8 protein-coding genes and 1 tRNA gene are annotated in these 14,183 nt (G+C 39.7%); 7 read left to right on the top strand and 2 right to left on the bottom strand.

What is annotated here, in order from left to right; translation table 11 throughout:
* The first annotated feature begins 14 nt into the window (after positions 1 to 14).
* On the top strand, positions 15 to 1,346 hold the full coding sequence (locus tag HW271_RS07435; protein ID WP_178895475.1) for a hemolysin family protein: 1,332 nt from the start codon (positions 15 to 17) through the stop codon (positions 1,344 to 1,346).
* A gap of 84 nt (positions 1,347 to 1,430) precedes the next feature.
* Here the strand turns inward: HW271_RS07435 and HW271_RS07430 are convergent.
* Positions 1,431 to 1,501 (bottom strand) — tRNA-Cys (locus HW271_RS07430).
* A 179-nt stretch (positions 1,502 to 1,680) separates the two neighbouring features.
* Here HW271_RS07430 and HW271_RS07425 point away from each other — a divergent pair.
* From HW271_RS07425 to HW271_RS07400, 6 genes are all read left to right on the top strand, one after another.
* Positions 1,681 to 3,660 carry a peptide ABC transporter substrate-binding protein gene (locus tag HW271_RS07425; protein ID WP_006150231.1) on the top strand — a complete coding sequence of 660 codons (1,980 nt, stop codon included), beginning with the start codon at positions 1,681 to 1,683 and terminating at the stop codon, positions 3,658 to 3,660.
* A 65-nt stretch (positions 3,661 to 3,725) separates the two neighbouring features.
* Positions 3,726 to 5,222, top strand: coding sequence for an ABC transporter permease (locus tag HW271_RS07420; protein WP_178895474.1), 1,497 nt, complete (start codon positions 3,726 to 3,728; stop codon positions 5,220 to 5,222).
* Positions 5,222 to 6,148, top strand: coding sequence for an oligopeptide ABC transporter permease OppC (oppC, locus tag HW271_RS07415; RefSeq protein ID WP_006150281.1), 927 nt, complete (start codon positions 5,222 to 5,224; stop codon positions 6,146 to 6,148). The genes HW271_RS07420 and oppC overlap by 1 nt, the downstream gene beginning before the upstream one ends.
* 8 nt (positions 6,149 to 6,156) lie before the next feature.
* Entirely contained in the window at positions 6,157 to 7,224 is a 1,068-nt protein-coding gene (locus HW271_RS07410; protein ID WP_006150205.1) for an ABC transporter ATP-binding protein, read from the top strand.
* Between the two features lie 10 nt (positions 7,225 to 7,234).
* The gene (locus tag HW271_RS07405) at positions 7,235 to 8,161 is read left to right on the top strand and encodes an ATP-binding cassette domain-containing protein (RefSeq protein WP_178895473.1); all 927 of its coding nucleotides are present in this window, start codon (positions 7,235 to 7,237) and stop codon (positions 8,159 to 8,161) included.
* Positions 8,162 to 8,313: 152 nt separating this feature from the next.
* Positions 8,314 to 8,514: a mechanosensitive ion channel protein MscL gene (locus tag HW271_RS07400; protein WP_178895472.1), complete on the top strand. Its 201-nt coding sequence runs from the start codon at positions 8,314 to 8,316 to the stop codon at positions 8,512 to 8,514.
* Between the two features lie 242 nt (positions 8,515 to 8,756).
* On the opposite strand, the gene HW271_RS07395 is transcribed toward HW271_RS07400, so the two are convergent.
* Positions 8,757 to 14,033: an SIALI-17 repeat-containing surface protein gene (locus HW271_RS07395; protein ID WP_178895471.1), complete on the bottom strand. Its 5,277-nt coding sequence runs from the start codon at positions 14,031 to 14,033 to the stop codon at positions 8,757 to 8,759.
* Positions 14,034 to 14,183: the final 150 nt, after the last annotated feature.

Here is a 14,183-nt window from a genome sequence, read left to right as displayed (position 1 = left end):
TTAGGAGAAGGAAAATGGAAGACCCGAGCAGTCAGGATTTGTTACTGCAGTTTGTATTATTAGTTGTTTTGACCTTTTTAAATGCTTTTTTCTCTGCGACAGAGATGGCTATGGTTTCCCTTAGTCGTTCACGTGTTGAACAAAAGGCTGAAGAAGGTGATAAACGTTATATCCGTTTGCTAAAGGTACTTGAAAACCCAAATCACTTTTTATCAACCATTCAAGTTGGGATTACTTTAATTACAATCTTGTCAGGGGCTAAACTTGCAGACTCTCTTGGACAATTGATAGCCTCATGGATGGGGAATAGCGAAACTGCGCATGCAATCGCAAGCTTCCTGTCACTTGCTTTTTTGACCTATATTTCAATCGTTTTTGGTGAACTTTATCCTAAACGCATTGCTCTAAATCTAAAAGATGCCTTGGCAATCCGAACAGTGCCATTTATTATTGCTCTCGGTAAGATTGTGAGTCCCTTTGTTTGGATGCTATCAGCATCAACCAATCTCTTGAGTCGTTTGACACCAATGACATTTGACGATGCAGATGAAAAAATGACTCGGGATGAGATTGAGTATATGCTTACCAATAGTGAAGAAACTTTGGATGCGGATGAAATCGAAATGTTGCAAGGAATTTTCTCACTAGATGAGCTCATGGCACGTGAAGTCATGGTTCCTCGAACAGATGCCTTCATGGTAGATATCCAAGATGACACTCAGACCATTATCGAAAGTATTTTAAAACAAAACTTTTCTCGAATTCCTGTCTATGATGATGACAAGGACAACGTGATTGGTTTGATTCACACCAAGAGTCTGCTAAAAGCGGGTTTTACCGATGGTTTTGATAATATTGTATTGAAAAAGATATTACAGGAACCTCTCTTTGTACCTGAAACTATTTTTGTTGATGATTTGTTAAAAGAACTGAGAAATTCACAAAGACAGATGGCTATTCTTCTTGATGAATACGGAGGAATGGCTGGTTTGGTAACACTCGAGGACCTCCTTGAAGAGATTGTTGGTGAGATTGATGATGAGACTGACCGTGCTGAAGTCTATGTTCATACTATCGGCGAGGGCACTCATATTGTCCAAGGGACAATGAATTTGAACGATTTCAATGATTATTTTGATGTCGAGCTTGAAAGTGACGATGTAGATACCATTGCTGGTTATTATTTGACTGGTGTGGGAACTATTCCAACATCAGAAAAACTCAGTTATGAGTTAGATAGTGGCAACAAGCATATCACCTTGACAAATGACAAGGTAAAAAATGGTCGTGTCACCAAGCTTAAGGTTCAAATTCAAGAACTTGAATCAGAAGAAGAAACTGAATAAAACAAAAGCTTTATCAGAGAATACTGATAAAGCTTTTTAAGTGCAAAAAAGAAAAGACTCCGTTAGGAGTCTTCGTTTATATAGAGGCGGTAGACGGATTTGAACCGACGATCAAGCTTTTGCAGAGCCGTGCCTTACCACTTGGCTATACCGCCTTAACTTTTATTATTATACCTTGAAAATTGTTTCTCGTCAATAGTTTTCTTTTCTGAAAACATAAGATTCAAATGTTTAAAAAAACATGCGACAAAATATTCTGAAAATTCGTTTACTTTTTAAAAAAACTGTGGTATAATCTTCAATATCCACAATTTAAAACGAGGAGTTTAAAAATATGAAAAAAAGTCGGATTCTTGCGGTAGCGGGTGTTGCGCTACTTGCTACAGGTGTTCTTGCAGCTTGCGGTTCTTCAAAATCATCAAATGCTGAAGCACCAAAGGCTTATGGCTATACTTATACTGCTGACCCAGAAACATTGGACTACCTAATTTCTGGTAAACAAAGTACAAAAGTTGCTACTTCAAATGGTATCGATGGTCTCTTTACAAATGACCAATATGGAAATCTAACTCCTGCAGTCGCTGAAGACTGGTCAGTATCTCAAGATGGATTGACATATACATACAAGATTCGTAAAGGTGTAAAATGGTTCACATCTGATGGTGAAGAATATGCAGAAGTAACTGCAAATGACTTTGTTACAGGTTTAAAACACGCAGCTGACAATAAATCAGCCGCTCTTTACCTAGCACAAAATTCTGTTAAAGGATTGGCTGACTATATATCAGGGAACAATACAGACTTTTCTGCAGTAGGTATTAAAGCTGTTGATGATTACACTCTTCAATATACATTGAACAAACCTGAACCATACTGGAACTCTAAATTATCTTATGGAATCTTCTGGCCTTTGAATGCAGAGTTTGAAAAATCAAAAGGTAAAGACTTTGGTAAAGCGACAGATCCAACATCATTGCTTTACAATGGTCCATTCTTGCTTAAGGGATTGACAGCTAAGTCTTCTATCGAATTTGCAAAGAATGATCAGTATTGGGATAAAGACAATGTTCACATCGATACTGTAACACTTTCTTACTATGATGGTTCAGACCAAGAGTCACTTGAGCGTAACTTTACAAATGGTGCATATAGTTATGCACGTCTCTTCCCTACTAGCTCAAACTATTCTAAAGTAGCAGAAACATATAAAGATAATATCTACTATACCCCACAGGGAGCTGGTATTGCTGGTTTAGGTGTTAACATTGACCGTCAAAGTTATAAATATACATCAAAAACAACTGACGAGGAAAAGACTTCTACTAAGAAAGCTCTTCTTAACAAAGACTTCCGTCAAGCTTTGAACTTTGCTTTTGACCGTACTGCTTATTCAGCTCAGCTAAATGGTAAGGATGGAGCCGCCCTTGCTGTTCGTAACCTCTTTGTCAAACCTGACTTTGTTTCTGCTGGAGATAAGACATTTGGTGACTTGGTTACTGAGAAAGTTGTTTCTTATGGTGATGAATGGAAAGACGTAAACTTTGCGGATGCTCAAGATGGTCTTTACAATGCTGATAAGGCTAAAGCAGAACTAGCTAAAGCTAAAAAAGTCCTTGAAGCAGATGGTGTAAAATTCCCAATCCACTTGGATATTCCAGTTGACCAAACATCTAAAAACTATATCGCTCGTATCCAATCATTTAAACAATCTGTTGAGACGGCTTTGGGTACAGATAATGTAGTTATCGATATTCAACAAATCACTACAGATGAATTACAAAATGCCACATACTACGCAGCTAGTGCGGCAGCAGAAGATTGGGACCTTTCAGGTGCTGTTGGATGGAATCCAGACTATGATGATCCATCAACATACCTTGATATCTTGAAAACAACTAACAGTGAAACAACTAAGTCCTACATGGGCTATGATAATCCATCAAACCCAGCGGTTGCTCAAGTTGGTTTGAATGATTATGACAAATTAGTTGATGATGCAGCTAGTGAAACAACCGATCTTAATAAACGTTATGAGAAATATGCAGCAGCTCAAGCTTGGTTGACAGATAGCTCACTCTTCCTTCCAGCTATGTCTTCTTCAGGAGCAGCACCAATCATTTCTCGCGTAGTACCATTCTCAGCATCTTATACTCAATCTGGTGATAAAGGTTCAGATGTTTACTTCAAATATCTTAAATTGCAAGCGAACACTGTAACTGCTAAAGAGTACAAAGAAGCTCGTGAAAAATGGCTCAAAGAAAAAGCTGAATCAAACGAGAAAGCTCAAAAAGAATTAGCGAGCCACGTGAAATAAATAATGCTCATTAGAACTTTCTCTCCAAAAGGAGAAGGTTCTTTTGGGATTTTAAAGGAAATAATATGAAAAAATATGTTTTTATGCGTATCTTGCGGTCGTTAGTTTCTATCTTTTTAGTAACGACCTTGATTTACACAATCATCTATACGATGGTTCCACGGAAGTTGATCTTCAAACAAGATACTAACTACAATAAAATTGCAACTACAGCTGATAAACGCGATAACTATGAAAATACCGTTTATGAGCGTATGGGTTATATCGAATATTACGATACAAAAGAGTTGCAGGAAAAAGCTAGTAGCATTGACCCTTCTGTTACAGTAGATGCAAATGATACAAATAAAGCTATCTATGAAAAATACATCCAACAACTTGGGAACGGTTGGACTTTAGGTGAGTTTACAGAGAGCGGTCAATTCTATGCTACTCGTGAAATCCCTATTTTCGAGCGTGTGTTCAAATTCTATGCAAACTTGCTTGATATTGACCATACAAACAAGATTCAAGACCCAGAAAATCCTAACTTAGAGCGTTATTTGCGTTTTGAAAACGATCCAGCTATTGGATGGTCTTTAGTAGGTTCAGGGACTAAACATAAATACCTCTTGTACTTCAACAGTCAGTTCCCATTTGTTCATCAGAACTTTGTGAACTTGAACCTAGGAGATTCTTACCCAACTTATGCCAATACTCCTGTACTTCAAGTTATCACACAAGGTCAAGGACAAACGAAGACTTCTGAAGTTCAATTCCCAACTGGGAAGAAAACTTCATCAGTCAATATCTACACAAGAACTTATAAATCACCAAGTCAGGCGGATGCACGTGAAGTAGCGAACTACGGTAAAGGTGATCCATATACAGCTACTGAAAGCAACTATCAGTATCCATCTATGATTACCAGTTCTGCTATTGCTGGTTTGATTGGCCTTGCAATTTCGTATGCGATTGCGGTTCCACTTGGTTCTGCAATGGCTCGTTACAAGAATACTTGGATTGATAGTTTCTCTACAGGAGCTTTAACATTCTTACTTGCTCTTCCAACTATCGCTCTTGTCTATATCATTCGTTTGATTGGTTCTTCAATTGGACTCCCTGATTCATTCCCTATCTTGGGTGCTGGAGACTGGCGTTCATATGTACTACCTGCAGTTATTCTTGGTTTACTTGGTGCTCCTGGTTTGGCTATCTGGATTCGTCGTTACATGATTGACTTACAATCACAAGACTTTGTTCGTTTTGCACGTGCAAAAGGTCTTTCTGAGAAAGAAATTTCAAACAAACACATCTTTAAAAATGCCATGGTACCACTTGTTTCAGGTATTCCTGGTTCTATTATCGGTGTTATTGGTGGAGCTACTCTTACTGAAACAGTCTTCGCCTTCCCAGGTATGGGTAAAATGTTGATTGACTCTGTAAAAGCGTCAAATAATAACATGGTTGTTGGTCTAGTTTTCATCTTTACTTGCGTCTCAATCTTCTCTTACTTAATTGGGGATATTTGGATGACAATTATTGACCCACGTATTAAGTTGACAGAGAAAGGAGGCAAATAATGTCTACAATTAGTAATGATAAATTTCAGTTTGTAAAACGCGATGACTTTGCCTCTGAAGCAATTGATGCTCCTGCCTACTCATATTGGGGTTCTGTTTTTAGACAATTTTTGAAAAAGAAATCAACCATCATCATGCTTGGTATTTTGATTTCAATCGTTTTGATGAGTTTCATCTACCCAATGTTTTCTGATTTCGACTTCAATGATGTAAGTAAGGTAAATGATTTTAGCGCTCGCTACATTAAACCAAATGCGGAACATTGGTTCGGTACAGATAGTAATGGTAAGTCTCTTTTTGATGGTGTCTGGTTTGGAGCCCGTAACTCTATCTTGATTTCCGTTATTGCGACCTTTATCAATATTGTAATTGGTGTTATTGTCGGCGGTATCTGGGGTATTTCAAAATCAGTTGACCGCGTCATGATGGAAGTTTATAACGTTATTTCCAACATCCCACACTTATTGATTGTTATCGTCCTAACATACTCAATCGGAGCAGGTTTCTGGAATTTGATTTTTGCCATGAGTGTAACGACTTGGATTGGGATTGCCTACTCAATTCGTATCCAAATCATGCGTTACCGTGACTTAGAGTACAACCTTGCTTCACGCACACTCGGAACTCCAACATACAAAATTGTCATTAAAAATATCATGCCACAATTGGTATCTGTTATTGTTACGACTACATCACAAATGCTTCCAGCATTTATCTCATATGAAGCCTTTCTATCATTCTTTGGACTTGGATTGCCTATTACAGTACCAAGTTTAGGTCGATTGATTTCAGATTACTCACAGAACGTAACAACAAATGCATACCTCTTCTGGATTCCATTGACAACTTTGGTCTTGGTATCCTTGTCACTTTTCGTAGTTGGTCAAAACCTAGCGGATGCTAGTGATCCACGTACACATAGATAGGAGTAGACATGACAAAAGAAAAAAATGTAATTTTGACTGCTCAAGATATTGTCGTGGAATTTGATGTTCGTGACAAAATTTTGACAGCTATTCGTGGAGTATCTCTGGAGTTGATTGAGGGCGAAGTGCTTGCACTCGTTGGAGAATCTGGTTCAGGGAAATCTGTTTTAACAAAAACTTTTACAGGAATGTTGGAAGATAATGGTCGTATTGCGAACGGTAGTATTCTTTACCGTGACCAAGATTTGACTGAATTTTCTTCTCATAAAGATTGGGAGCAAATTCGTGGTGCGAAGATTGCAACGATCTTCCAGGACCCGATGACCAGTCTTGACCCAATCAAAACAATCGGAAGTCAAATCACAGAAGTTATTGTTAAACACCAAGGGAAAACGGCTCAAGAAGCAAAAGACTTGGCGATTGACTATATGAATAAGGTTGGTATCCCTGACGCTGAGAGACGTTTTAATGAATATCCATTCCAGTATTCTGGAGGAATGCGTCAACGTATTGTTATTGCGATTGCCCTTGCGTGTCGTCCAGATGTTTTGATTTGTGATGAACCAACAACAGCCCTTGATGTGACCATCCAAGCTCAGATTATTGACTTGTTGAAAACACTTCAACAAGAATACCACTTTACAACTATCTTTATCACACACGACCTTGGTGTTGTAGCAAGTATTGCTGATAAAGTTGCAGTTATGTATGCTGGTGAAATCGTTGAGTATGGTACAGTTGAAGAAATCTTCTACGATCCACGTCACCCATACACATGGAGCCTCTTATCAAGTTTGCCACAGCTGGCTGACGATAAAGGAGAATTGTATTCAATTCCGGGAACACCTCCATCACTGTATACTGAATTGAAGGGAGATGCTTTTGCTCTTCGTTCAGATTATGCGATGAAGATTGATTTCGAAGAAAAAGCTCCTCAGTTTGCAGTATCTGATACTCACTGGGCTAAAACATGGTTGCTTGATGAACAAGCTCCAAAAGTTGCAAAACCAGCAGTAATTGCAGATTTACACGATAAGATTCGTGAAAAGATGGGCTTTGCTCATCTTGAGGACTAGGAGGAAGGAAATGTCTGAAAAATTAGTAGAAGTTAAAGACTTAGAGATTTCCTTCGGTGAAGGAAGCAAAAAGTTTGTAGCCGTTAAAAATGCAAACTTCTTTATCAACAAAGGCGAAACATTCTCACTTGTTGGAGAATCTGGTAGTGGTAAGACAACAATTGGTCGTGCCATTATCGGTCTTAATGATACCAGCAAGGGAGATATCATCTTTGATGGTAAAAAAATTAATGGTAAAAAATCACGTGAACAAGCAGCGGAATTAATCCGTCGCATTCAAATGATTTTCCAAGACCCAGCTGCAAGTTTGAATGAACGTGCGACAGTGGACTATATCATCTCTGAAGGTCTTTACAACCACCATTTATTTAAAGACGAAGAAGAAAGAAAAGAAAAAGTTCAAAATATCATTCGTGAAGTGGGACTTTTGGCTGAACACTTAACTCGTTATCCTCATGAGTTCTCAGGTGGACAACGTCAACGTATTGGGATTGCCCGTGCTTTGGTTATGCAACCTGACTTCGTTATCGCGGATGAGCCAATCTCAGCCTTGGACGTTTCTGTACGTGCCCAAGTTTTGAACTTGCTCAAGAAATTCCAAAAAGAATTGGGCTTAACCTATCTCTTTATCGCCCACGATTTGTCAGTAGTTCGTTTTATTTCTGATCGTATCGCGGTAATTTATAAGGGTGTCATTGTAGAAGTGGCTGAAACTGAAGAATTGTTTAACAATCCAGTTCATCCATATACACAAGCACTTCTATCAGCTGTTCCTATTCCAGATCCAATCTTGGAACGTAAAAAAGTTTTGAAAGTCTATGATCCAGATCAACATGACTATGAAACTGACAAACCTTCTATGGTTGAAATTCGTCCAGGACATTATGTTTGGGCTAACCAAGCAGAATTGGAACGATATAAAAAAGAAATTAAATAATGAAAAGTTTTATAATCTTCCTAGTATTATTCTAGAAAGGTTATGAAACTTTTTTATTTTGCAGATAAAAGCTTGATTATCTATAAAAAATTGATATACTGAATACAATGAAAACAGAATAGTAATAGTCGGAGTAATCAAGGGAGAATCGCATGGATCAACAACCAAATTTTTTTACAGGAATAGCTAGAGCGATTGGGATATGCCTCTGGGTAAAAGGAATGGAAGTACTGACTGAGAAGAAGGAATCTGAGCCAAAAGTCATAGAGCTTGCTAAATTTCTTACGGCTTATAAAATGATATCTACTCTGCCTTGGATTGCGGGACTTCCTAGAAAGGAAGATAAAAAATGAAATTTATTTGGGATATTTTATTTTATATCATAGTCAAGCCACTAATCGCCATTCTAGAATTCATTTGGTATCACATTTGTTTTATTTTTTATGAATTCCTTTTGAATTTGTTATATTCGATTTTTAACTGGATTTATAACTGGCTTTTTAGTTTATTTTAAAATACTCTGAAATAAATCAAAAGGATGAGTAATTTACTCATCCTTTTTCTATTTATCTAAATCTTTATAGATTTATTGGGATCACTCTTTTTTGCCTTTAAGCAAGAAGGCAGCAGTTAAGGCTAGACTGAGACTTGCCATGAAGAGGAGTGGGCTAGACTCTTCTCCAGTAGCAGGAAGCTGCTTGTCATTTGTAGAATTTTCACCATTGAACTGGTTTTTATTAGCTAATGGACTAGCTTCTTCGACTTGACTTGAGCTTGGTTGTTGGGCTTCTGTTTCAGTCCTGTAGATGATAGCATAAGTAGTCAAATCAAGGGTGAGAAACTCAAGCATGCCATCACGAATTGTGAAATCTTGTGATTTCAAGTCTTTTTCTGAATTGAAACGATAGAATTCCTGGACTGTACCAGAAATTGGTAATCGAACCAGTACAGCACCTTTTGCTTGGATTGGTTGACCATTTTCATTCTTGAGTTGAATGTTGTAGGCATCATATTTCTTGCCCAAGAGTTCTTGCTTGTCTACTTTCTGGATTTCAAGATAACTTGCTTCACCTAGCTCAGTTGCTCCACTGATGACTTGAACTCCGGTAGCCTGGTCTTTTAAGGCTTTGAGTTTAAACTCAGGAAGAGAGATGATAGGAGCCGCTTGGTCGCTCGCAGTACCGATAGGGCCAGTGTATTCAGGAATATCCACGATAGGAGCCGCTTGGTCGCTCGCAGTACCGATAGGCCCAGTGTATTCAGGGATATCTACGCTAGGAGCTGCCTGATCGCTTGCAGTACCGATAGGCCCAGTGTATTCAGGGATATCTACGCTAGGAGCTGCCTGATCGCTTGCAGTACCGATAGGCCCAGCATATTCAGGAATATCTACGACAGGCGCTTCCTGATCCCCTGCAGCACCGATAGGCTTAGTATATTCAGGAATATCTACGATAGGAGCCGCTTGTTCCCCTGCAGTACCGATAGGCCCAGCATATTCAGGAATATCTACGACAGGCGCTTCCTGTTCCCCTACGGTTCCGATAGACTCAGTGTATTCAGGAATATCCACGATAGGAGGTTCCTGTTCTCCCGCAGTTCCAATTGGGTCAGTATATTCAGGGATGGTTACTACTGGAGCAGACTCGTCACCTTTGCTTGTAACAACTTGCTCTTCTACAGGTGCAGTTTCCCTTTTTGGAAAGACTGTTACAATAGTACTGCTTCGTGTTTCTCCTAGGATAGCATAAGCTTCTATTGGATTGCCGGATTTACGGTCCGTAGTTTCAGGGATGTCGATTTGAATCTTGTTATCCTTTATGCTTAATACAGTTTGTTCGCCAGAAGTGACAAGATGATTATCATCGACTTTTCTTAAGACTAGGGAATCCGTAATACCAGGGAATGTCACAGCTACAGCATCCCAGTTACCAGTTGGTAAAGTTAGTGTTACTTTCTTATCTTCTACCTTTATAGGTTCGAGGCTTGGTGTATCTAATGATACTGATGGAGCTTTTAGAATATCGAATGAGTCCAGGGAGATTTTCTTTCTACCGTCTGGAGAATCTGGGTCCACTTTTAAAGTTAGAACGTGATCGCCGTCTGCTAGATTAGTGAATTCACCAATCAAAGCTCCTTTTTCGGTAGCTCCGGCAGTGTAGAAGTCAAGGCTCGGCATTTCTTTTCCATCGAGTGTCACAAGTGCCTTGCCAAGAGCTGAAGTTTTCAGACCATAGATACGAATACCTGTACCAGAGAATGGGATTCTTGCAGTTGCTTCAGGAGCAAGACTATCGTCTGCATTAATATCTGCATATTTCTCTGTAGAAGCATAGAGTTCCGCATCAGTCCAGTCTTTAAATGCTGAGCCGTACTGGATACGAGAATCACGATCATCTATCTTTTCTACTGTTCCTCCTTGTCCTGGGAAGACCTTGAAGTAGTCTAAGGAAATTTTTGAGCGTTCACTTCCACGTCCCTTATGTTCACGCTTAACAGTGATAGTCATAAGGTGAGGGCCTGAAGATAGATTTGTATAACGACCGATTAGGACACCCTTTTCAGTAGCTCCAGCCGTATAGAAGTCAAGCTCACCAACAGATTTGCCATCGATGGTAACCTCAGCAAGTCCTAATTGAGAAGACTTGAGTCCGTAAATTTCAATACCAGGTCCATTGAAAGGAATGGTTGCTGTTGCCTCCTTATCGGAATAGTTCCCATTTGAGATATCGGCGTATTTTTCTGTTCCGCCAAAGAGTTCTGAGTCAGACCAATCTCCAAAGGCAGCACCATACTGAATGCGAGAGTCACGATCGTCCATTAGCTCACTAAAAGCTGAGATTGAAGCGGTATCTGAAATAGATGTTGAGTGCTCTCCTAAAACTGCTTGGACTGTATATGTATAAGCGTGGCTTGAATCAATAGAACGATCGACGAAGTGAGTTTGGTTGGTTGTAAACTCACGGACGGTAGAGTTTTGACTATTTTCATCCTTGCTTTCTCGACGAATAATATAGTGAGTTGCTCCCTCGACTGCATTAAAGTTGAGTTCAGCAGTTGTTGAATCTTTTCGTTGGGCAGTCAGACGAGTAATACGGCCAGGGAAGTTTTCAAAGGTAATGACATCGCCCTTTTGAGTAGCAAGTTGAATGCGGTTGTCTTTGATGCGGGTAGCTTGTACTTCCTTACCGTTAACCTTGATAAGGCTAGCTTCGATATTTGGATAGTCTACGACTAAGTCTCCACCAACATTAGAAAGGAAAGATAGGGTTTCAAGATTTTTTTCTTTCCATTTCATGCTGACTTCAAAGTTACCACGAGCTACTAGACCTGAGACTTGACCATCTTTCCATGCATCTGGAAGGGCTGGTAATGGGGCAATGTAGCCTGTGTGAGATTGAAGGAGCATTTCTGCCATACCGCTGGTTGCACCAAAGTTCCCATCAATTTGGAAAGGCGCGTGCGTATCCCAGAGGTTTTCTAGAGTTGAGGATCTGAGTTGTTCTGCCAGCAAACGATGGGCACGATTTCCATCTAGGAGACGAGCCCAGAGGTTGATTTTATTAGCCTTAGACCAACCGGTACCACCATCTCCACGATGGTTTAGGGTTGCGCGTGCTGCTTCCAGATATTCAGGCTGATCTTTGCCAAATAAGGTTCCTGGGAAGAGCCCAACCAGATGAGAAACGTGACGGTGATGGTTTTCAATTCCTTCATTAGTGAATTGAGGACTGTCTTCTTCGTACCATTCCTTGATTCGGCCATCTTGGTTGATATGAAGTGGTTTGAGCTTGTCAAATTTAGCCTTCACTTCTGTCACCAAATCTTGGTCGACATTGAGATGATTGGCTGCTTCCATATAATCATGGAATAACTGCCAAACTAGAGATTGGTCAAAGGTATTCCCAATCGTGATAGTTCCGTGCTCTGGCGAGTAAGATGGAGAAGAAACCCAACGGTCACTGGCCTTGTCGTAGTGCAAGAAGGAGTTCCAGAACTTAGCTGTTTCCTTGAGCATTGGATAAATCTTTTCTTTGAGATAAGTTTCATCCTTGGTGAATTTGTAGTAGTCATAGACGTTCTGCATCATCCAAGCATTGGCAGCTGGAGACCAACCCCAATAGTAGTTCCAACCAGGAGTAGTCCAGCCAAATGGTGTCGCCTGGGTATGAACCAGCCAACCGTTTTCTTGACCTTCTTTGGACTCGATACCTGCATATTCTTTAGCAGCGATACGGCCATAGTAACGCATATCATCGATATAATTGATCATTGGCTTAGCCGTTTCTGCAAGATTGTTCATGTAGGCAGGCCAGTAGTTCATTTGTAGGTTGACATTGAGGTGGTAGTCAGAATTCCAAGGTGGATTGTCTACAGCATTCCAGACTCCTTGCAAGTTGGCAGGAAGGGCATCTGTCCGGTCACGAGAAGAACTGATGAGTAGATAACGTCCGTATTGGAAGAAGAGTTCTTCTAGTTTTTGTCCTTTTGTTGGATTATAGGTTTGAAGAGCTTCTTTTGTAGTTTGATTAGACTTGCTACCGCCGAGGTTTAGTTGAACACGATTGAAAAGACTTTGGTAATCCTTGATGTGGTCATTTTTCAGAGTCTCATAGTTTTTGGCTTTGGCAGCTTCTACGATAGATTTGACAGTCTTTTCTACATCAATATCCTTGCGGTAGTTGGTTTTCGGATTTTGAGCAAAATTAGTCTTGGCGCTGAGTAGCAGTGTTGCATAACTTGCTCCTGTAACTGTCAAATAACCATCTTGAGCAGTGACTTGTCCGTCTGTTTTGATACCAAGATAAGAGGCAAATTTAAGACCGTTGTCTTTGACAGTTCCCTTGAGTAAAATACCATTAGAATCAACGCTAACAGTCCCTTGTTTGTATTTAGAATTCTCCCAAGAATAATCTCCATTAGCAATCAAATCTTCAGTCAAGCTATTCAAAAGTGTAAAATCAAGCGTCTTATCTCCCTTTTTAGTCAAATGGGTAACAGTGACGTCATCTGGATAACTAGAGAAGGTTTCTCGTTTGAAACTTGTCCCATCTTGAGTATAAGAGGTAGTTGTGATAGCTTCAGAAATATCTAAGCCACGACGATAGTCGGTAACGTTCTCCAAGCCTTTCTTTTGGTTGTTAAAGACCATGAAGATATCACCAAAAGATAGGTAACGACCATACTGAGCATTGTTTGGACCCACTAGGTTGCGCTCTGCCAATTGTTTGGCTTTTTGGCGGTTTCCTTCTTCCAAGGCTTTACGAATTTCTGCCAAAACCTTATAGCGGTCCTGATAGTTCCCTCCATTGTAGTCAGTGCTATCAGGTTGTGGCCCACCAGACCAGAGAGTTTTTTCATTGTATTGGATTCTTTCTTCACCGATTAATCCAAAAACCTTAGCCCCCATTTCACCGTTTCCGACAGGCAAGGCTTGTTTTTCCCAGCCGTCATAAGAAGGAGCAGTTGGTTGGTCGTAATGAAGTTGATAGTTTTCTTGCTTAGTCATAGGAAGTTCGGGCTTTTCACTCTCCTTATTTTCAGAAGGTTCAACTACAGCGTTAGTCTCTGATTGATGATGTGTTTGAGGTAATTCCTTTTCAGGTTTTACCTCTTTGTCAGCTAATTCAGTAGAAGGATGAGTGTCTGTGCTTGGCTGATTCTCCGTCTTTGCTTGACTTGGTTCCTCTACTTTGACATCTACTTTAACCGTCGTCTCACTAACATTCGTTTGATTGTCCTTCACTTCGAGGCTATCAGCAGCTACATTCTGTGTTGCTAGAAAAACAGCTCCCAGTAGAACAGAAGCAGTTCCAACGGTCAACTTTCGGATACTATACTTACAGGATTTTTCCCAATAGCTCTTCTCCATAAAAACTCCTTTCTCAAATCTGTAAGCGCATACATTTTTTGGTAAAAAAAATAAGCCTTGCAGAAAGATGTTTCCTTTGATTTGTATAATCTTAATATAGCAAATAAATCCAACCATTGCAAGGTTTTTTCGGAAAAACTGAATTATTTT

This window comes from Streptococcus sp. oral taxon 061, assembly GCF_013394695.1.
Lineage (GTDB): Bacteria > Bacillota > Bacilli > Lactobacillales > Streptococcaceae > Streptococcus.
Note: the sequence above shows the minus strand (reverse complement) of the source record. Positions and strands in the feature narration are given on the sequence as shown.